The 17395-nt window shown below is 65.6% G+C and carries 17 protein-coding genes and 3 tRNA genes; 5 read left to right on the forward strand and 15 right to left on the reverse strand.

The genetic code is table 11. The features are described 5' to 3' along the window. Positions 1 to 3: 3 nt before the first annotated feature. Positions 4 to 1470 (forward strand): cation acetate symporter, encoded by a 1467-nt coding sequence (locus U7114_RS13480; protein WP_323057634.1) that lies wholly within the window; start codon positions 4 to 6, stop codon positions 1468 to 1470. Positions 1471 to 1510: 40 nt separating this feature from the next. Here the strand turns inward: U7114_RS13480 and U7114_RS13485 are convergent, their stop codons facing one another. The 6 genes from U7114_RS13485 to rpsB form a co-directional block, all read right to left on the reverse strand. Continuing rightward, a complete protein-coding gene (locus tag U7114_RS13485) occupies positions 1511 to 2095 on the reverse strand; it encodes a DivIVA domain-containing protein (protein WP_323057635.1) in 585 nt (194 codons plus the stop codon). Between the two features lie 90 nt (positions 2096 to 2185). Continuing rightward, a complete protein-coding gene (locus tag U7114_RS13490) occupies positions 2186 to 3109 on the reverse strand; it encodes a phosphatidate cytidylyltransferase (protein WP_157238625.1) in 924 nt (307 codons plus the stop codon). Then, a complete protein-coding gene (gene frr, locus U7114_RS13495; protein ID WP_321215821.1) occupies positions 3109 to 3666 on the reverse strand; it encodes a ribosome recycling factor in 558 nt (185 codons plus the stop codon). The genes U7114_RS13490 and frr overlap by 1 nt, the downstream gene beginning before the upstream one ends. A gap of 129 nt (positions 3667 to 3795) precedes the next feature. Continuing rightward, the gene (pyrH, locus tag U7114_RS13500; RefSeq protein ID WP_013600472.1) at positions 3796 to 4533 is read right to left on the reverse strand and encodes a UMP kinase; all 738 of its coding nucleotides are present in this window, start codon (positions 4531 to 4533) and stop codon (positions 3796 to 3798) included. Positions 4534 to 4674: 141 nt separating this feature from the next. Next, entirely contained in the window at positions 4675 to 5511 is an 837-nt protein-coding gene (tsf, locus tag U7114_RS13505; RefSeq protein ID WP_157238626.1) for a translation elongation factor Ts, read from the reverse strand. A gap of 129 nt (positions 5512 to 5640) precedes the next feature. Beyond that, the gene (gene rpsB, locus U7114_RS13510; protein WP_157238627.1) at positions 5641 to 6534 is read right to left on the reverse strand and encodes a 30S ribosomal protein S2; all 894 of its coding nucleotides are present in this window, start codon (positions 6532 to 6534) and stop codon (positions 5641 to 5643) included. Positions 6535 to 7004: 470 nt separating this feature from the next. Here rpsB and U7114_RS13515 point away from each other — a divergent pair, with 470 nt between their 5' ends. Continuing rightward, entirely contained in the window at positions 7005 to 7574 is a 570-nt protein-coding gene (locus U7114_RS13515; protein WP_323057636.1) for a M23 family metallopeptidase, read from the forward strand. A gap of 36 nt (positions 7575 to 7610) precedes the next feature. On the opposite strand, the gene U7114_RS13520 is transcribed toward U7114_RS13515, so the two are convergent. The 6 genes from U7114_RS13520 to U7114_RS13545 all read right to left on the reverse strand — a co-directional run bounded on the left by U7114_RS13520 (position 7611) and on the right by U7114_RS13545 (position 12938). Then, positions 7611 to 8801 carry an acyl-CoA dehydrogenase family protein gene (locus U7114_RS13520; RefSeq protein WP_157238628.1) on the reverse strand — a complete coding sequence of 397 codons (1191 nt, stop codon included), beginning with the start codon at positions 8799 to 8801 and terminating at the stop codon, positions 7611 to 7613. A 145-nt stretch (positions 8802 to 8946) separates the two neighbouring features. After that, positions 8947 to 9020 (reverse strand) — tRNA-Ile (locus U7114_RS13525). Positions 9021 to 9096: 76 nt separating this feature from the next. After that, the gene (locus U7114_RS13530; protein WP_323057637.1) at positions 9097 to 10293 is read right to left on the reverse strand and encodes a glycosyltransferase; all 1197 of its coding nucleotides are present in this window, start codon (positions 10291 to 10293) and stop codon (positions 9097 to 9099) included. A 166-nt stretch (positions 10294 to 10459) separates the two neighbouring features. After that, on the reverse strand, positions 10460 to 11368 hold the full coding sequence (locus U7114_RS13535; protein ID WP_157238629.1) for a DMT family transporter: 909 nt from the start codon (positions 11366 to 11368) through the stop codon (positions 10460 to 10462). After that, positions 11368 to 11991, reverse strand: coding sequence for a CDP-alcohol phosphatidyltransferase family protein (locus tag U7114_RS13540; RefSeq protein WP_323057638.1), 624 nt, complete (start codon positions 11989 to 11991; stop codon positions 11368 to 11370). Before U7114_RS13540 ends, U7114_RS13535 begins: the two co-directional genes overlap by 1 nt. A gap of 95 nt (positions 11992 to 12086) precedes the next feature. Further along, positions 12087 to 12938, reverse strand: coding sequence for a phage holin family protein (locus U7114_RS13545; protein ID WP_321215815.1), 852 nt, complete (start codon positions 12936 to 12938; stop codon positions 12087 to 12089). Positions 12939 to 13108: 170 nt separating this feature from the next. On the opposite strand from U7114_RS13545, the gene U7114_RS13550 reads away from it, so the two are divergent. The 3 genes from U7114_RS13550 to U7114_RS13560 all read left to right on the forward strand — a co-directional run bounded on the left by U7114_RS13550 (position 13109) and on the right by U7114_RS13560 (position 15022). Then, positions 13109 to 14338, forward strand: coding sequence for a multidrug effflux MFS transporter (locus U7114_RS13550; RefSeq protein WP_370460766.1), 1230 nt, complete (start codon positions 13109 to 13111; stop codon positions 14336 to 14338). Between the two features lie 4 nt (positions 14339 to 14342). Then, the gene (locus U7114_RS13555; protein ID WP_157238632.1) at positions 14343 to 14534 is read left to right on the forward strand and encodes a hypothetical protein; all 192 of its coding nucleotides are present in this window, start codon (positions 14343 to 14345) and stop codon (positions 14532 to 14534) included. 80 nt (positions 14535 to 14614) lie between these two features. Continuing rightward, positions 14615 to 15022, forward strand: coding sequence for a hypothetical protein (locus U7114_RS13560; protein WP_321215813.1), 408 nt, complete (start codon positions 14615 to 14617; stop codon positions 15020 to 15022). Positions 15023 to 15072: 50 nt separating this feature from the next. Here U7114_RS13560 and U7114_RS13565 read toward each other — a convergent pair. From U7114_RS13565 to dnaG, 3 genes are all read right to left on the reverse strand, one after another. Beyond that, a tRNA-Asn gene (locus tag U7114_RS13565) sits at positions 15073 to 15148 on the reverse strand. Between the two features lie 125 nt (positions 15149 to 15273). Further along, positions 15274 to 15346 (reverse strand) — tRNA-Asn (locus tag U7114_RS13570). A 71-nt stretch (positions 15347 to 15417) separates the two neighbouring features. Next, positions 15418 to 17358, reverse strand: a complete 1941-nt coding sequence (dnaG, locus tag U7114_RS13575; protein WP_323057639.1) for a DNA primase — start codon at positions 17356 to 17358, stop codon at positions 15418 to 15420. Positions 17359 to 17395 lie beyond the last annotated feature (37 nt).

Raw genomic sequence — 17395 nt, forward strand, 5'->3', positions numbered from 1 at the left:
ACCGTGAACCCCGGCATCGCAATAGCTGCCCTGGTGGGTGTCTCCCTGGCCACCGCCGTCATCGGCTTCTACGGCCTGCGCATATCGCGGACCACGGGTGATTTCTACGTCGCCTCCCGCACGGTCCGGCCATGGTGGAACGCGTCCGCGATCGGCGGCGAATATCTGTCCGCTGCCAGCTTCCTGGGTGTCGCCGGGCTCATCCTGCTGTCCGGAACGGACGCGCTGTGGTTCCCTGTCGGGTACACGGCAGGGTACCTGATGCTGCTGCTCTTCGTGGCGGCGCCGCTGAGGCGGTCCGGCGCCTACACCATCCCCGACTTTACCGAGGCCAGGCTTGACTCCCGGCCGGTGCGGCAAGTCACCAGCCTGGTGGTGGTGCTGGTGGGCTGGCTGTACATCGTGCCGCAGCTCCACGGCGCCGCCCTCACCATCCGCATCACCACCGGGCTGCCGTCCTGGGTGGGGTCCGTTGCGGTGGTGATCGTGGTATGCCTCACCGTGGTGGCAGGCGGCATGCGCTCCATTACGTTCGTCCAGGCGTTCCAGTACTGGCTGAAGCTCACCGCGCTGGCCGTTCCCATCCTGTTCATCATCTTCGTGCTCGCGGACACCGGGGCGCCTGCCCTCGCTGCGCCTGCGGTCAATCCCACCGGCGTGGCTCCTGCCGGGCTGTACCAGAACGTGTCCTTGCTGGTGGCCCTGCTTTTTGGAACCCTGGGCCTGCCGCATGTGCTGGTGCGCTTCTACACCAACCCCGACGGCCAGTCCGCCCGCCGCACCACGCTGATCGTCCTGGGCCTGCTGTCCGTGTTCTACCTGTTTCCCACCGCCTACGGGCTCGTGGGGCGGATGTTCGCTCCCGGCCTGGCGCGCGCCGGCCAGGCGGACGCCATGGTGCTGCTGCTGCCGGGAGAACTCGTGGGCGGGACGGCGGGCGACCTGCTGTCCGCGCTGGTGGTGGCGGGGGCCTTCGCGGCCTTCCTTTCCACCACCTCGGGGCTGGTGGTTTCCCTGGCCGGCGTCATCAGCCAGGACGTCCTGGGCGCAGGCGTCGGCGGCTTCCGGCTCGCAGCCGTCATTTCGGCCGTTGTCCCCCTGGGCTTTGCGTTCATGACCGACTCCTCCGCCCTGGCAGGGAGCGTGGGGCTGGTCTTCGCCTTTACCGCCTCCACGGTGTGCCCGGTGCTGCTGCTGGGGATCTGGTGGCGGGGACTTACCGACGCCGGTGCCATCGCCGGCATGCTGACCGGCGGAGTCCTGTGCGGCGGGGCAATGGTCATCGGCGCCCTGGCCGGGGCAGCCAACACGCCCGGCTGGCTCGCCCAGCCGGCAGCGTGGACTGTTCCCACGGCCTTCGCCGTGATGGTCATCGTGTCCCGCGCAACGGTGCAGCGGATCCCGGGAACCATGGCCAGGGTGATGACCCGGCTGCACACCCCGGAGCGCCCGCTCGCCACCGAGCGCTGAGCTCCCCTGCAGGGCGGCTGGCCGGCGGCTGGCCGGCGGCTCAGTCGATGGCAGCCATCAGCTCCACGACGCGGTCCAGGAACGCGTCCACCTGCGATTCCTCGTACCCGTCCCTGCCCACGGCCGGGCGGAATACTGCCCGGCGCACACTGTCCACGCTGAGGGGCTTGTCCTGCTCAAGGTAGGCAATCAGCTCGCGGCACAGCCGGTCGACGTCGGCCGTGTTGTAGCTGCGCGCTTTCTTCTTGGCGGGGCGGCGGAAGCGGTCGCCGTCGGGGCGGTGCAGCCGCCCGCGGAGGATGCCGGAAAGGTTTCCGATCTCGCGCAGCCAGGCCTCTTCGCCGCGGGCTGCGATCAGCTCGTCCCGCTCCCGGCGGGCGAAGGCGTCCTCAAGCCGGTCCAGCGCGGCATCCACCACCGCGGCCGAATACCCGCCTTTGACGGGATCGAAGGAGACAGCCCTGACGTCTGAACTGTTGATGGGCTGGGCCGCTGATTCCGGGGTCTCCAATGACACCCGGGCACGCTGCAGGAACTGGTCCACCTGTTTGGCGTTGTAGCCATACTCACCGCGCTTCACGCGTTCAAAGGATGCAGGGATCTGCCGATGAATGTCCAATGCCACTTTTGCTTCCTTCAATGCTCTTCAGCCGTAGTACTTCCGCACCAGCTTATTTGTGCCCGGGGGTGATCTGCCGTTCCGGCGGTGTTTGTGTCAGGCACCGGCCACCAGCCCGTAGAGGATGAACGCTGCCGGCGACGCAAAGACGATCGAGTCCAGCCTGTCCATGACTCCCCCGTGCCCGGGCAGGATGCTGCTCATGTCCTTGATGCCCAGTTCGCGCTTGACCATCGATTCAGCGAGGTCTCCGGCGGTGGAAGCGGCAACCAGGCCAACCGCCAGGACGATGCCCACCCACCAGGGTTTGTCGAGTACAAACAGGCAGGCAAGGATGCCGATGAGCATGGCCCCGCCGATGGACCCGGCGAATCCTTCCCAGGACTTCTTGGGGCTGATTTTGGGTGCCATGGGGTGCTTGCCCAGCGACGCCCCCACCAGGTAGCCGAAGGTGTCGTTGGAAACCACCAGCAGGAGCATCACTGCCACCTGCCAGGCGCCCTGGGGGATCGTTCCGCCCGGCCACAGCCCCAGCGGGGTGGCACCGCCGGCGGCGTGCAGCGGCAGCACGGCGAAGCTGATGAAGAACGGTACCCAGCCCAGTGTGAAGACGCCCGCGAAGATGCTGTTGGCCGAGCCTGCGGCGCTCTCGACGGATCGCCAGAGCAGCACCGCCACAGAGCTCAGCAGCATGGCGAACAGGAGGCTTTCTATGCCCCCGAGGTAGGCGGCAAAAGGCATGGCCACCGTACCGGTCATGACCGGCACGATGGGCATCCTGGTCCCGTTTGCCTCCAGGGCGCGGTAGATTTCCCAGACGCCGAAGATAGCGAAGGTGGTGGTTACCGCAACGAAGCCGAGCGGGAGCAGCAACAGGCCACCCAGCACGGCAAACAACATGGCCAGACCCACCACGACGGCGGCCGGAAGGTTACGTCCGGCCTTTGGCGTCGGGTTGCTCCTGGGCTGCTTCCCCCGTATGCGCGCCCTGGCTGCCGGGGCCTGATCTGCCTGGCCCATCAGACTTCGAGCAGCTCTGCTTCCTTGCGCTTGAGCAGCTCATCGATGCCGTCCACGTGGGCTTTGGTGAGGCTGTCCAGCTCCCTCTCGGCGCGGGTGCCCTCGTCCTCCCCTGCCTCGCCGTCCTTGACCAGCCTGTCCAGGGTTTCCTTGGCCTTGCGGCGGATGTTGCGGATGGACACCTTGGCGTCCTCGCCCTTGGTCTTGACGATCTTGACGTATTCCTTGCGGCGTTCCTTGGTCAGCTCCGGGATGGTGATCCGGATGACGTTGCCGTCGTTGGAGGGGTTGGCGCCCACCTCGGAATCGCTGAGGGCACGCTCGATGTCGCGCAGGGCGGTCTTGTCGAAGGGGGTGATGAGGATGGTGCGGGCGTCCGGGATGGCGAACGAGGCAAGCTGCTGCAGCGGCGTGGGCGAGCCGTAGTACTCCACCAGCACCTTGTTGTACAGGCCCGGGTTGGCGCGGCCGGTGCGGACGGAAGCGAAGTCTTCCTTGGCTACCTCTACTGCCTTGTCCATCTTCTCTTCGGCTTCGAGCAAGGTTTCTTCGATCACGGTCTCTCCTGAAGGTCCTGGTGCAGGCCGGGTGGCCGGGTCGCTGCACACAACGTGGTTCTCTGTTGCTGGTCCGTCCATGCCCCTAAAGGCACGGACGGAACTGTCCTGAAAACATCCTAGCCGCAGCTAGGCGGTCACCAGGGTGCCCAGCTTTTCGCCGAGGATGGCGCGGGTGACGTTGCCTTCGCCTTCCATCCCAAAGACCACCATGGAAAGGTTGTTGTCCTTGCACATGGTCATGGCCGTCTGGTCCATGACCCGGATGTCCCGGCGGAGCGCATCGTCGTAGCTAAGGGTTTCCAGCCGCTCTGCTGTGGGGTCCTTCTTGGGGTCGGCGGTGTAGACGGCGTCCACACCGCTCTTGGCCATCAGGACGACGTCGGCGTGGACCTCGAGGGCCCGCTGCGCCGCGACGGTGTCGGTGGAGAAGTACGGCAGCCCGGCGCCGGCACCGAAAATGACCACGCGGCCCTTTTCCATGTGGCGGATGGCGCGGCGGGGAATGTAGGCCTCGGCGACCTGGCCCATGGTGATGGCGCTCTGGACCCGGGTTTCGACGCCGGCCTGTTCCAGGAAGTCCTGGAGGGCAAGGCAGTTCATCACGGTGCCGAGCATGCCCATGTAGTCGGCGCGGGAGCGGTCCATGCCGCTCTGGGAAAGTTCGGCGCCGCGGAAGAAGTTGCCGCCGCCCACGACGATGGCCACCTCCACCTGGGGCACGGCTGCGGCGATCTGCTTGGCGACGTCGCGGACGGTCTCCGGGTCAACGCCCAGCTTCCCGCCGCCAAAGACCTCGCCGGAGAGCTTCAGGAGGACCCGGCGTCGACTTTTCTCTGGCTGGATTACAGTGTTGACGGCTTCCATGATGCCTTCCCGTTGGTGAACTCTAAAAAGGTTATCCTGCTGCGCGGCCAAAGGTCCCATGCGGGCCTGTCCCGGACGGTGCCTTCCCCCGCGCATGCAAAAGGGGCGGCCACCGAAGTGGCCACCCCCTTGCAGCTTCGGCTAGGAGCCGACGCGGAAACGCGTGAACGCGGTTCCCTTGACACCGGCCTCAGCGAGGACCTGTGCCACGGACTTCTTGGCGTCCTTGGCGAATGCCTGGTCAACCAGGACCTCACCCTTGTAGAAGCCGGTAACGCGGCCTTCCACGATCTTGGTGAGGGCGGCTTCGGGCTTGCCCTCGGCCTTGGCGGTTTCTTCGGCGATGCGGCGCTCGGACTCCACCAGGTCGGACGGAACGTCCTCGCGGGTCAGGTAGTTCGGGGCCATGGCAGCAATGTGGACTGCGACATCGTGGGCTGCGGTGGCAGCAGCTTCGCCTTCACCGTCAACAGCGAACAGCACGCCGACCTGGGCCGGCAGGTCCTTGGAGGTCTTGTGCAGGTAAGCGTCGACCGTTGCACCCTCGATGCGGGAGATGCGGCGGACAACAACCTTCTCGCCCAGGACGGCGCCTTCTTCGACGACGACCTCGGAGAGGGGCTTGCCGTCAACATCAGCGGCGAGCAGGGTCTCGAGGTCGGCAGCGCCGGACTCGACGGCAACAGCCAGGACCTTGTCCGCCAGCTGGATGAACTTGTCAGCCTTGGCAACGAAGTCGGTCTCGCAGTTGACCTCGATCATGACGCCGACGCCGTTGCTGACCTTTGCGGCCACCAGGCCTTCAGCGGTGGAGCGGCCTTCGCGCTTGGTGGCGCCCTTCAGGCCCTTGATGCGGATGATCTCGATGGCCTTCTCGGCGTCGCCGTTGGCCTCGTCAAGAGCCTTCTTGACGTCCATCATGCCGGCGCCGGTGCGCTCGCGCAGGGCCTTGATGTCCGCGGCAGTGTAGTTCGCCATGTGAACCCCTCTGTCTAGAAATTTGTTGTGGTGTACGGACCGACAGGACGGCAGCCCGTGGCGGGCCGCCATCCTGTCAGCAGCTCCGGCTGCCGCAGGACGGCGCCGGAAAATCCGGATCTACTTGTGTTACTTGGCTTCTTCGGAAGGAGCCGCAGCTTCCTCCGCCGGAGCAGCAGCTTCAGCGGCAGCGGGTGCGGCAGCTTCAGCGGCGGCGGGTGCGGCAGCTTCTTCTGCCGGAGCTGCAGCTTCGGCCTTGCTGCCTTCGAGGAGCTCGCGCTCCCACTCGGCCAGCGGCTCTTCCGGAGCTTCAGTAGCGCCCGTGCCACGGCTGTTGCGCGCGATGAGGCCTTCGGCAACGGCGTCTGCAACAACGCGGGTGAGGAGGTTGACGGAGCGGATGGCGTCGTCGTTGCCCGGGATCGGGAAGTCGACCTCATCCGGATCGCAGTTGGTGTCCAGGATGGCAACAACCGGGATGTTCAGCTTCTTGGCCTCGTCGACGGCGAGGTGTTCCTTCTTGGTGTCCACGATCCAGAGCACGGACGGTGCCTTGGTCAGGTTGCGGATACCGCCGAGGTTGGACTCCAGCTTGGTGAGTTCGCGCTTCAGGAGCAGCAGCTCCTTCTTGGTGTACGCGGAACCGGCGACGTCGTCGAAGTCGATCTCTTCGAGTTCCTTCATGCGCTGGATGCGCTTGGCGACCGTCTGGAAGTTGGTCAGCATGCCGCCGAGCCAGCGCTGGTTGACGTAGGGCTGGCCAACGCGGGTTGCCTGCTCGGCAATCGCTTCCTGGGCCTGCTTCTTGGTGCCGACGAAGAGGACGGTGCCGCCGTGGGCAACGGTGGCCTTCACGAACTCGTAGGCGCGGTCGATGTAGGACAGCGACTGCTGAAGGTCGATGATGTAGATGCCGTTGCGCTCGGTGAAGATGAAGCGCTTCATCTTCGGGTTCCAACGGCGGGTCTGGTGTCCAAAGTGGACGCCGCTGTCAAGCAGCTGGCGCATGGTTACGACGGGCATTCCGACGCTCCTTATTTTCCGGCAGGTCATTCATGAGAAAACCCGGAGGCTTCTTACCCTGCCAATAGTTGACGGTTGATTAGCGTGGCCCGGACGGGCCGTGCTCCTGGCATCCATCAGGCTCCCCATCGGGACCGGAGTCCCGACCGCAAGAGGCCTGATCCTCCGCCAGCTTGGCCTGGGCGTTGCTGATGGAGGGCTGGATGCGCGTAGTCAGCTGCCGCTCCCCCACACTCCTGAATGAGATGTGCCGACGCCGCCCGGACAGGAACATATACCGTTGGAAGAACCACTGGATAGCCGCTGGACGGAAGGCGTTGAGGGCGCAGCAAACTGCTCCATCAAGTGTACTACAGGCACCCTCGGCCAGAGGACACTGACGAGGACAGGAACGGCGCCGGCCCGCGCCTTATCCACATAGCCGCACCCGCCACTCGCCGCATGATTCAGGGCGGGCGCACGCTGGTGGCATGAGACCACCATTGCTGCTCGCGGCGTTCCTCCTGGTGCCCGCTTCGCTGTCCCCGGCCGGGGAGCCACTCGCCGCGGCGCCGGCCTACGTTGAACCCCCGGTAGCCATGGTGAAGGCGGATCCGGACCCCACCGCCGGCCTGGCCACACCCTCCTGGCAATGGCCCCTCAGCCCCCGCCCCCTGGTGTTGCGGGATTTTGACCCGCCCCCGAAGCCCTGGCTCAGCGGCCACCGGGGCGTGGACCTGGGAGCAGCGTCCGACGGCGCACACGTCACGTCGCCGGCCGCGGGCTCCGTCAGCTTCGTGGGAGTGGTGGTGGACCGCCCGGTAATCACCATCGACCATGGCAACGGGCTGCGGAGCAGCTTTGAGCCGGTTGCTAGCACCTTGGCGCCAGGCAGCGCGGTTGCAGCCGGGCAGCCTGTCGGCACGGTACTTCCGGGGCATTGCCCGGCAGCGCCCTGCCTGCACTGGGGTGTGCGGCGCGGGGACGACTACGTCAATCCGCTGCAGTTCGTCATGGATCTGCGGCCGTCCATCCTCCTGCCGCTCGAAGCGCCGCCCTGATGCCCGGCCCGGGGGCGCCGCGGCAGGCCGGCAAGGCTAGACGATCGCGGAGATGCCGGTGATGGCGCGGCCGGTGACCAGGGTGTTGATCTCGTGGGTGCCTTCATAGGAGTAAATGGCTTCAGCGTCGGCGAAGATCTTGGCCATCTCGAAGTCCGTCACAATGCCGTTGCCGCCCAGGATGCTCCGGCCGATCGCCACGCTCTCGCGCATCCTCGCCGTGGTGAAGGCCTTGGCGAGGGCGGACTGCTCGTCGCGCGCCTGACCTGCGTCCTCCAGCTGCGAGAGCCGGACCATCATGCCCATGGAGCTGACGGCATTGCCCAGGATCTGCACCAGCTGGCTTTGGACCAGCTGGAAGGATGCGAGCGGCCGGCCGAACTGGTGGCGTTCAACGGCGTAGCGCCGGGCCACATCGAAGGCGGCCAGCTGCTGGCCCACGGCCTGCCAGGCGACGCCCAGCCGGGTGACCTTCAGGACCTTGTTGACATCGCGGAAGCTGTTGGCGTGTGCCAGCTTGAAGAAGTCCGGGACCAGCACGTTGTCCAGGGTGATGTCGGCGTTTTGGACAGTCCGCAGTGCGATCTTGTTCTCGATCTTGGTGGCGCTGAAGCCCTCCAGCGTGGTGTCCACGAGAAAGCCCTTGACCTGGTTGTCGTCCACATCCCTGGCGTAGATGACCACCCAGTCGGAGAACGTTGCGTTGCCGATCCAGCGCTTTGCTCCGTTGAGGATCCAGCTGCCGCCCTCCCGGCGGGCGGTGGTGCGGGTTCCGCCGGCAACGTCGCTGCCGCCCAGCGGTTCGGTCAGCCCGAAGGCGCCGATCTTCTTCAGGGCGTAAATGTCAGGAAGCCAGGCGTCCTTTTGTTCCTGGGATGCAAGGGCTTCGATGGAGCCGGTGAACAGGCCGTCGTGGACGCCCATGAAGGTGGAGATGGAGGCGTCGGCCCGGGTCACCTCGGCGTGGACCAGGCCCGCGAAGAGGTTGGAATAGCCCTGCCGGCGTACCGGGCTGACCAGGTCGATGTCGGCCAGCTTGGGGATGAGGTCCATCGGGAATTCGCCACGGTTCCAGAAGTCCACGGCGATGGGCTTGACCTCCCGCGCCAGGAACTCCCTGACCTCTGCCAGCCGGTCCTGTTCCTTTCCGTTGAGCAGCTGCTCGAAGGCGAAGAAGTCGCCGTCAGCATAGGGAAGGTCATTGAGGCCTGCAGCGGCTGTTGACATGGTTACCTCACAAGTGATCAGCGGTGACCCGTGCTCCGTGGAAGAAGCCCGGTAAGTTACTGATGAGTAACATACCGCACATTGTGGCCTTAAAGGAAGAAAACCGCGGCCGACGATGGTCGTCGGCCGCGGTTTTCCGCAGATGTAGGGCTACTCGGACTTGAACCGAGGACCTTAGGATTATGAGTCCCGCGCTCTAACCAGCTGAGCTATAGCCCCGAAACCCGCGGCGGCCCGCCTCAAAAGCGATGCGATCCTGCAGGGCAAAAACACTCTAGCAAACCCGGGAAAGCGTTCAGACCACTTTGTCCTCGAACGCCGCGCCCCGGTAAAGGTCCTCAAAGGTTTGCAGCGTTCCCTGGATGCTGTGCGGCTCCACCATCTGCCGGCTGGCATGGCCCATGGCAGCGCGCTCAGCGGCCGGCAGCTCCAGGATCCGGGTGATCTTCTTGGCGAGGTCGTCGCTGTCGTTGGGGGTAAAGAGGTACCCGTTCTCGCCGTCACGCACCAGATGCGGCAGCGCCATGGCATCCGCCAGCACCACCGGGGTGGAAGCAGACATCGCCTCCAACGTCACCAGCGACTGCAGCTCGGCAGTTCCGGGCATGCAGAAGAGGTCCGCCTGGATATAGGCCTTCCGCAGCTCCTCGTCGGTGGCGAGCCCGAGGAACTTTACCCGGTCCCGCAGCCCGAGCCGATCGACGAGCTCCTCCAGGGCGGAGCGCACCTCGCCGCCGCCAACAACCTCCAGGTGCACGTTCAGTTCCGGCGGGGTCTTGCTGATGGCCTCGATCAGCACGTCCACGTGCTTCTCCTCGGCCAGCCGGCCGGCGAACATCACCGTTGGGTACGGGTGGGGATCGATCTGCTCCCCCGGCTGCAGTTCGTAGGCTGCGGAGTCGATGCCGTTGGACAGCGGCAACACCTTGCGCAGGAAGGCGTGCTGGTGCATGGCCTTTGCCGCCAGCGGGGTGGGCGTGGTGACTACGTCCGCCTTACCCATGACCTTCCCCATGTCCTTCCACGAGATACGGCCGATGATGTCCTTGAACCACTGCGGAAACGGCAGGAACGGGTTGAGGTTTTCCGGCATGAAGTGGTTGGTGGCAACGATCCGCACACCGCGCTTCACGGCCTCGTACAGGACGTGCTCGCCGATCATGTAGTGGCTCTGGATGTGCACCACGTCCGGCTGCACGCGGTCGAAAAGAAGGCTGATTTCCTTCTTGATTTCCCAGGGGAGGCAGATCCGGAAGTATTCGTGTGTGGGAACCCCATGGGAACGGAGCCTGTGGACCGTTCCTTCCGGGCGGAACTCGGTGAAGCTCTTTCCGTTGTCCGCGCGGCAGGCCAGGACGTGCACGTCGTGTCCCCGGCCGGTCATTCCCTTGGCCAGGCGGTAGCCGAACTGGGCTGCTCCGTTGATATGGGGCGGATACGTGTCCGCGGCAATCAGTATGGTCAGGGGACGCTGGTCGGCGGGCGTGGTCACGTGGAGAGCTCCTGATGGTCACGGTGCGGACAGCATGAACTGGCAGCACGGCTGGCCGATGCACACTGGTGCCTGGCCTCGTGGTGAATTTGGGTTGACGGGATCTGGATCTGGGGTGGAAATCTGCTGGACAGTATTTGCTGGACAAGATGTGTTGGACAGCCGGCTAACGCACCGCCCGGCCCACGGCCTTCCGCGCGTCCTTCTTGCGCTTCGTGACCTCGGGGTGGTGCCTGGAAAGGGCGATCACCCCAACGATAGCAAGGGAGGCCGCGGTTCCCATCGCAATGGCCATCACGGCGTGGACATCCGGGCGCAGTTCACCGAGGATCACAATGCCGATCGCGATGCCCACCAGGGGGTCAATCACCGTGAGTCCTGCGATCACGAGGTCCGGCGGGCCGGAGGAATAGGCGTTTTGGACAAACCAGGACCCCAGCCCGCCGGCGGCGATTAGGGCCACCACGGAGTACCACTGAACGTTCAGCAGGAACAGCCCGTTCGGGTCGAGCAGATGCTTGCCGATGATCCGGGTGAGGACGGCTACGAAGCCAAAGAGCACCCCGGCGCCCAGGATGTAGACGAAGGCATTGATCCGGTGTTTGAACATGACGGCGAGCGTGCCGAAAACTCCAACGGCGAGGGCAAGCAGCAGCACGATCGTGAGCTCGTCCTCCACGCTCACGTGGTGGTTTTCCTGGGTGACGTTGACCGCCAGGAGGACAAAGAGCGCGGAGCCCGTCACGCAGGCGGCGATGGCCACCACCGTTGCCCGGTTGATGGTGAGGTCCTGGTCCCGTGCATTGATGATGGTGGTGATCACCAGGGCGATGGCGCCGATGGGCTGGACGACCGTGAGCGGGGCGGATACGAGTGCCACGGCATTCATGGCCATGCCGGCGCACAGCAGCAGGAGGCCGAACACCCAGCGGGGATTCCGAAGCAGTCGCAGGAAGCCGTTGGAGCTCAGGGCAAGGCCGCCGGTGTCCGCCTTGACGGCGCTTCCCTGGCGCTGTGCGCCGAGGGCCAGGCAGAAGGCGCCCAGCAGCGCAAGCACCACCGCCATCCACACCATCAGGTGGTCCCGTCGTCGTGTTGTGCCTGCATTCGGCCCTTTCGCAGGATGGCCCAGAAATAGTTGTAGGCGGCAATCCAGTGGCCAATCAGGCCAAGCCCGAGCACTATCCAGGCGGCGACGAACAGCTCGCCGGAGAATCCCGTATCCAGCCGTGAAAGGACCAGCATCGGCGTCCCGAGCAGCAGCAGGCCGGTGCGCACCTTGCCCACCACGCTGACGGGGAGGTCCGGGTGCCCCCGGAAGAAGGACAGCGTCAGGGCGAGCAGGACGGCGTCCGGGACTACCAGCGCGGCCAGGTACAGCCAGTGGACGACGCCGGCAATCACCAGCGTGACAGCCACGGCGATCAGGGCGAGGCGGTCGGCGATGGGGTCCAGGACCCGGCCGAGCTTGGAGGTCTGGTCGAAGCGGCGGGCGATGTAGCCGTCAATCCAGTCCGTGCCGGCCATAACCGCCAGGACCACTACGCCGGCACCGTATTCCTTCTGCGCCAGGACAAGCCAGATGAAGAGCGGGACGCCCATGAAGCGCACCACGGTGAGCAGGTTGGGAATGGTGAACACCCGGTCATGGTCCACCTGGGGGCGTCCGGGACGGGAGCCGGCACCAATGAACTTCACCCCGTGCCCCTTTCCTTCCTGCCGCCCCCTGCGAGCGCCTTGCCGTTCCAGCGATGGACCTTCTGCGGGTTACCGGGACGGGCCCGCCACCTGCCCTAGTACGTTCGCAGGAGCTTCCGGACCAGCACCAGGAAGACAGTCCCCGCGGCGATGAAGGCCGCCAGCGGCTTCCAGCGCTTGTCAAGGTCGGCGGACCCGGACAGGGCGGCGAACTTCCGCCCTGCAACATCCCGGCCGTGGCCGGCCAAGGCCTGCCCTTCGCGCAGCTTGTCCTGGGCGGAGGCCAGCAGGTACCGGGCTTGGGTCTTGACATCCAGTTCAGTGCCGAGTTCGTCGCGCACTTCGGTGAGGTGGTGGCGGCGCTGGTTAAGGCGGCGGGCCAGCTCCGGCTCGGATGCGTGCGGGAATTCCTTGTCGTGCTCAGCCGCTTTGGCCGCCTTCTCGGCCTTGGCCTTGGCCGCGGCTTCATCCTTCGCGGCTTTGGCGGCCTTGCCTTCCGGACTCTGCGGATCCAGGACTGCGGCGTTGAAGGCGGAACCTTCCTTGGCCACACCGATATCGTGCTTGATGCCGCGGATGGTCTCCTCCGGGAGGAGCGGCATGGCCTTCTTGAATTTCCTTGCACCGATCAGGCCGCCGATAAGTGCTATCAGCAGGAAGGCCGCCGACACCAGGAGCGCGGCCAGCCAGGCGGGCATGATGGTTGCCAGGCCCATGATGGCCGCAACGATAAGGCCCACCACCAGGAACAAAAGGAAGACGAGGGCTACGGCGAAGAACGCAGCGGCTACTCCGACCTGGATTCCCTTGCGCTTGAGCTCGATCTTCGCGAAGGCAATTTCGTCATTGAGCTGGCGCGGCGCCAACCGGAAAAGGAGTTTTAGCGTCCCTGGGAGCGCTGTGATGCGCAATCCCTGGCTGGTACGCCCGCTGTGACGTCCGCTCATCGGTTCCGCCTTACTGGTCATGGGTCGAATCGGCTTCCGTGTGCTGCGGGAAAGTGCAGCCGCACAGTCCCCGCACCAAAACTATCATTCAGGTTAAGGACGAACTTCGGGGCTTGCCGGGCGGCACCTCCTACAACGCTGCAAAGTTGGCCGCTGCGGGCCTAGGATTGATCTCCGTGACCATCCCCAGCAATCCGGGCGATCTGTTGAGCCGCCGCCGGAAACTCCTGTACATCCTCCTCCTCGGTGCCCTGACCGCCCTGGGTCCGTTCACGATCGACCTTTACCTTCCTGCGTTCCCCGCCCTGGAGGCGAGCCTGGGAGTGAGCGAGGCACAGGTCCAGCTGACCCTGGCGGGAACCACCGTGGGCTTTGCGATCGGACAGCTCGTGGTGGGCCCGTTCAGCGACAAGTTCGGCCGCCGGACGCCCCTCATCCTGGCCACGGCGCTGCACATCGCGGCGTCCCTGGGGGCTGCCCTCTCCACGGACATCACCGCCCTGGGCATATTCCGCGTCCTGATGGGCGTGGGTGCTGCCGGCGGCGGTGTCGTGGCCATGGCGATGGTCCGGGACCTTTTCTCCGGCTACGCGATGGTGAAGATGTTTTCCCGCATGTCCCTGGTCAACGGCCTGGCGCCGATCCTGGCCCCCGTGATCGGCTCACAGCTGCTCCTGGTAATGGCATGGCCCGGGATCTTCGTGTTCCTTGCCGCCTACGGCACGCTGGTGATCATCGCCTCGCTGTTCCTGGTGCGGGAGACCCTTCCCCCGGAAAATCGCCGGCATGGCGGCATGACGGTCCGCCAGCGTTACCGGATCCTTTTCGGCGACCGCGTGTTTGTCGGCCTGCTGCTGGTGGCCGGCCTGAATTTCGGCGGCCTGTTCACGTACCTTTCAGCCTCGCCGTTCCTGTTCCAGGACATCTTCGGCTTCTCGCCCCAGGAGTACGGCCTGCTCTTTGGCATCAACTCGCTGGGCATTGTTGCCGGCATCCAAACGAGTTCCCGCCTCATCCGTCGGGTGCCGCCGCAGTGGATCCTTGCCGGCGCCACAGCCTGGATGTTCCTGATGGCCATGCTGATCGTGGTGTTCGACCAGCTGGGGTTTGGCCTGTGGGGAGTCATGGTTCCGCTGTGGTTCTACATCATGGGTACGGGCTTCATGTTTCCCTGCGTCCAGGTGCTCGCCCTGGCCGGCCACGCTGCCCAGGCGGGTACTGCAGCCTCCCTGCTGGGCTTCTCGACCTTTATGATGGCCGGCCTCATCTCCCCCGTGGTTGGCTGGCTGGGCATCACCAGCGCTGCTCCGATGGGAGCGGTGCAGGCAGTGTGCATCCTGCTGGCCATCGCGGCGCTCTGGCTGGTAGTCCGGCCGCGCACCGTCCCATCGATCCATTGACACGATGAAGGACACCGCCGGACGAAAGCCGCACCGCAACCGCAGGGGACTCTTCCTCGGGGCGGTGATCGGCGCCGTCGCGGGCTATTTCGCCGGCCGCGCCCTGGGGAATCCTGCCATGGGAATTGTGTTGGGGATGGTGGCCGGCTCGGCCCTGCTGTACCGGGTCAACCCCGGCCCCTGGAACCGTCCCTGACTCTGCTGCGCCCGGGCTTGCGACCTGTGCCGGTGCCGGCCCCTGCCGCCGAACCCCGCCCGCGCGATAAAATGTTGTCCGTGCCCAACTGGCAGGATCAACCGCCGCTTCCGGCCACGTGGCAACGGTGCGATAACCGGATACTGCCACTGTGGTGGGAGCGGTTGTGTGCCCAGGGCGGCAGCCAGTCCGCCGCCCTCTACGCGGCAGGCCTGTTCACCGAGGACCGCCGCCGTCCCATCGCCCAGTGGTACAACCCCGCCTTCAAGGCCGCGTTGCTGGTGGCTCCGGAAACATCCCCCGAATGGCCCGTGCAGCGCTTTGGAATCTTTTACGCCCCGCCGGAAACCGGCTTCGTCCGGATCCATTCGGCGCCCCATGAGTGGAACCCCCGCCAGCCACGGAAGTCCCCCACCGAGCAGGAGGCGTTCATCGCTGCCATCGCCGAAGCGGAGCGCTTCCTGCAGGTGGAAATGGACTTCGTCTAGGAAGGCAAAAATCCCCGTCCCTCCACACCGGAGGAACGGGGATTTTTTAGTGGCTCCTCCTGCTGGACTTGAACCAGCAACCCTTCGATTAACAGTCGAATGCTCTGCCAATTGAGCTAAGGAGGAATGAAGCAGGTATGACATTAGCAAAGGTTTCCAGCCAAAGTGAAATCGGCGATCCCGGCCGCCCGGGACGGCTTTCGGGGGCATAAAAAATCCCCGCTCCGGAGGACCGGAACGGGGATTGTGCGCTCCTCCTGCTGGACTTGAACCAGCAACCCTTCGATTAACAGTCGAATGCTCTGCCAATTGAGCTAAGGAGGAATGAAGCGGGTATCAGCCTAGCAAAGACCCCGGCTGGAAACGAAATCGAGGGAGCGGCCGGGGGTCCGGAGCTAGGTTTCCGCCCGCAGGGACCGGCGTTCCATCTCCAGCATCATCAGTTCCCGGTTAAGGCGCTGGTACGCTTCCGGATCCGCTGCGGGGTCCAGCCGCTGGAGCTGGCCCATCTTATCCGCTTTGACGCGTGTGATCTGAAGCTCGAACAGCCGTGACAGGATGTCGCGGCAGTACTTCCGGACGGCTTCCTCAGTGCTCGCGGGCAGCGGCACCACGGCCAGTTCGGACACCAGGGGCCGCAACGGTTCGGGGACCTCGTGCATCACCTGCTCCACCCATCGGACGGGGTCGCCGGTCAGCGCAGGGTCCGTGGCACGCATGGCATCATGGACAGCCTGGAAGGCAGGGGTGGCGAAACGCGCGGCCGAAAACCGCTCCCAGATCCCGCCGGCCAGCAGCGATGGTTCCTGCAGGGCAACCTCAAGGGCCTGCCGCTCCATGGACGCCACGGGGTCCCGGGGGTCCGGACGGTGGTAGGAAGGAACAGCGCCCGACGGCGGCCCTGCAGCCACGCCGGGTCCGCCTGGTTGGGCGGTGGGGGCGGAGGTCCGCGGCCCCGGCCCGGGAGCCCCGCCTTGGTCGCCGCGCTTGCCGGCGTTTTTGACTTCGGCATTGACCAGCCGCAGCACCTCGTTGGGGTCCGGCATGCCCAGCCAGCCGGTCAGCGCCTGGCAGTAGCCCGTACGGGTGGAGGCGTCGCGGATGGCAGCCACCACGGGCACGGAGGCCTTCAGTCCCTGCACCCGGCCCTCCACCGTGTCCAGGTTGAACTGCTTCAGGGTGGTGCGGATGGCAAACTCGAACAGCGGCCGGCGGGACTGGACCAGGGCGTGCACGGCTTCGTCGCCCCTGCTTTGGCGCAGGTCGCAGGGATCGGCGCCGGAGGGCTCCACGGCCACGTACGTCTGGGCGGTAAAGCGCTGGTCCTCTTCGAAGGCGCGCAGCGCGGCCTTCTGCCCGGCGGCGTCGCCGTCAAAGGTGAAGACGACCTCTCCCCCGGTGCCGTCGTCGGACAGCAGCCGGCGGGCGATCTTGATGTGCTCGGTGCCGAACGCTGTGCCGCAGGTGGCCACCGCCGTCGTAATTCCCGCGAGGTGGCACGCCATGACGTCCGTGTAGCCCTCCACCACCACCAACTGGCGGTCCTTGGCGATGCTGCGCTTGGCGAGGTCGATCCCGTACAGCACCTGGGATTTCTTGTAGAGCGTCGTCTCCGGGGTATTGAGGTACTTGGGGCCCTGGTCGTCCTCGTAGAGCCTGCGCGCGCCGAAGCCGATGGTGTCCCCCGCGATGTCCTTGATGGGCCAGATGAGGCGGCCGCGGAAACGGTCATAGATTCTCTGCTGGTTTCCGGGTCCCCCGGCGGAGAACATGCCTGTGAGCTTCAGCTCGGCGTCCGTGAAGCCACGCCCGCGCAGGTGCTTGAGCAGGGCGTCCCAACCCTGCGGGGCGTAGCCCACGCCGAAGTGTTCCGCTGCCGCCCGGTCAAAGCCCCGGCTGTGCAGGAAGGTCCGCGCCTCCGCAGCCCCGGGGGTCAGCAGCTGGGCGCGAAAGAACTCGTCCGCGATCTTGTGGGCATCCAGCAGCCGTTGCCGGCGGCCCACTTCCTCCCGGTTGGGGCCGGTGCCGCCGTCCTCGTACCGGAGCTCGTAGCCGATCCGGGCGGCCAGCTTCTCAACAGCCTCCTGGAACGAGCTATGGTCCTGTTTCTGCACAAACGCGATGACGTCGCCGTCTTCACCGCAGCCGAAGCAGTGGTAGCGGCCCACCTGCGGCCGGACAGTGAAGGAGGGGGAACGTTCATCGTGGAAGGGACAGAGGCCCTTGAAGGTGCCCAGGCCGGCGCCCTTGAGTGTGACGTAGCCGTCAACCACTTCCTTGATGTCCGTGCGCTGGCGTACTTCGTCGATATCTTCGCGTTTGATCAGCCCTGGCACAGAGCCATCCTAGCCCCGGGCACTGACCTTCCAGTTC

It is taken from the genome of Pseudarthrobacter sp. C1 (genome assembly GCF_034720455.1).
Classification (GTDB): Bacteria; Actinomycetota; Actinomycetes; order Actinomycetales; family Micrococcaceae; genus Arthrobacter.

What these genes read in the sequence shown, in the direction of transcription:
- U7114_RS13490 (WP_157238625.1), bottom strand. Translation starts at nt 3,109, where the DNA reads ATGGGCCAGGCAGATCAGGCCCCGGCAGCCAGGGCGCGCATACGGGGG.
- pyrH (WP_013600472.1), bottom strand. Translation starts at nt 4,533, where the DNA reads ATGGAAGCCGTCAACACTGTAATCCAGCCAGAGAAAAGTCGACGCCGG.
- tsf (WP_157238626.1), bottom strand. Translation starts at nt 5,511, where the DNA reads ATGGCGAACTACACTGCCGCGGACATCAAGGCCCTGCGCGAGCGCACC.
- rpsB (WP_157238627.1), bottom strand. Translation starts at nt 6,534, where the DNA reads ATGCCCGTCGTAACCATGCGCCAGCTGCTTGACAGCGGCGTCCACTTT.
- U7114_RS13515 (WP_323057636.1), top strand. Translation starts at nt 7,005, where the DNA reads ATGAGACCACCATTGCTGCTCGCGGCGTTCCTCCTGGTGCCCGCTTCG.
- U7114_RS13520 (WP_157238628.1), bottom strand. Translation starts at nt 8,801, where the DNA reads ATGTCAACAGCCGCTGCAGGCCTCAATGACCTTCCCTATGCTGACGGC.
- U7114_RS13535 (WP_157238629.1), bottom strand. Translation starts at nt 11,368, where the DNA reads ATGGTGTGGATGGCGGTGGTGCTTGCGCTGCTGGGCGCCTTCTGCCTG.
- U7114_RS13545 (WP_321215815.1), bottom strand. Translation starts at nt 12,938, where the DNA reads ATGAGCGGACGTCACAGCGGGCGTACCAGCCAGGGATTGCGCATCACA.
- U7114_RS13555 (WP_157238632.1), top strand. Translation starts at nt 14,343, where the DNA reads ATGAAGGACACCGCCGGACGAAAGCCGCACCGCAACCGCAGGGGACTC.